The organism is Oleiphilus sp. HI0066 (assembly GCF_001635725.1).
In genome coordinates this window covers 1-1,294 of the sequence record NZ_LWFH01001855.1, presented here as the reverse complement: position 1 = coordinate 1,294, position 1,294 = coordinate 1, and the positions used below count along the sequence as shown (strand labels likewise).

Below are 1,294 nucleotides of genomic sequence, written 5' to 3'. Positions count from 1 at the left end.
AAGTCTGGTGCAAAGCCAGCGCTCGGATCTTTCATTTTCTGACCAGCCATAATCGACATGGTGATTTCTGCGAGATAGTCAAAAACCAAGTAATCGATGTTGCCTTTATCGACGAGTTGCTGTGCTGCGGTTTCGGTGTCACCCCAAAACGCTGATGCGCAACCAATTCTTATTTTTTTCGCTTCTGCCATTGTGCGTTTTTTCCTGTCTAAGACGGCGCTACTCGCGACGTGAAACTGAGTTAAAAAAGCAGATGAGATGGGTTACTCATTTTTGGTGTCAGCACCTTACCAAGCAAGTGCTTGGTTTGTAAATAGTTCGCAAGCTCGTTATTATCAGTTTTTTGTAAATACTTATTTCTAGGGAGTGGCTGGTGGCCGTTATTGTTGAACAAGAAAAACTTGATTTAGTCGATGATCTTGTCGAGCAAGGTGAGGTGACAGACCCTAGAACGCCTAAAGGACGATTGCTTGCAAAAGCGGCGAAGCTATTTCGTGTCAAGGGATACGAGCGTACGACGGTAAGAGACTTAGCAGCGGCTGTCGGCATTCAATCTGGCAGCATTTTTCATCACTACAAATCGAAAGAAGAGATTCTGTTAGCGATGATGAAAGAGGTTGTTATCTACAACACGCATTTAATGCGTCGCCGTATAGAAGAAGCAGACAGCATTGAGAGCAAACTACTCGCGCTCATCAAGTGTGAGATAGATGCGATCAACGGCGTAACTGGCGATGCAATGTCTGTTCTCGTCTATGAATGGCGAAGTCTTTCAGAAGAGAAGCAAGACTACATTCTTGGCTTACGCAGTGAATATGAAGGCATTTGGATGCAGACGCTTGAGGCTGCCAAATCAGATGGCAAAGTGCAGGGTGATACATTTGTCTTAAGACGCCTATTAACCGGGGCTATTAGTTGGACGACGACATGGTATGATCCAAAAGGGTCGATGGATTTAGATGCCTTGTCGGTAGAGGCACTCCATTTGGTGATTAAGCAGTAGCTTGTCGCTTATTGTTGATAATCGATAGGTGCTAAATATGTCTAAGCAAAAAGAGATATCNAGTGACCCAGATGCCAAAGGGAATGAGATGACCCTGTGGCAGACGACGCAAAGTGTTTTGTATGCAATGCTTGGTGTTCAAAAGTCGAAAAATGCCAAACGCGATTTCAGCAAGGGAAAAGCGAGTCATTTCATCATTATTGGTATTTTGTTTGGCGTATCGTTTGTGATTGCACTCGCGTTACTTGTGCGCTTTATTTTGAACCAAGTTGTTGTTTCGTAATCTGCAGC

Annotated in this window: 3 protein-coding genes; 2 read left to right on the top strand and 1 reads right to left on the bottom strand. The window is 44.2% G+C overall.

The window, feature by feature from the left end; translation table 11 throughout:
• The coding region (locus A3738_RS28665) for an acyclic terpene utilization AtuA family protein (protein ID WP_156504575.1) at positions 1-191 on the bottom strand (191 nt) is incomplete at its 3' end.
• A gap of 182 nt (positions 192-373) precedes the next feature.
• On the opposite strand from A3738_RS28665, the gene A3738_RS28660 reads away from it, so the two are divergent.
• Positions 374-1,003: a TetR/AcrR family transcriptional regulator gene (locus A3738_RS28660; RefSeq protein WP_304439281.1), complete on the top strand. Its 630-nt coding sequence runs from the start codon at positions 374-376 to the stop codon at positions 1,001-1,003.
• A 37-nt stretch (positions 1,004-1,040) separates the two neighbouring features.
• Entirely contained in the window at positions 1,041-1,286 is a 246-nt protein-coding gene (locus tag A3738_RS28655; RefSeq protein WP_068481202.1) for a DUF2970 domain-containing protein, read from the top strand.
• Positions 1,287-1,294: the final 8 nt, after the last annotated feature.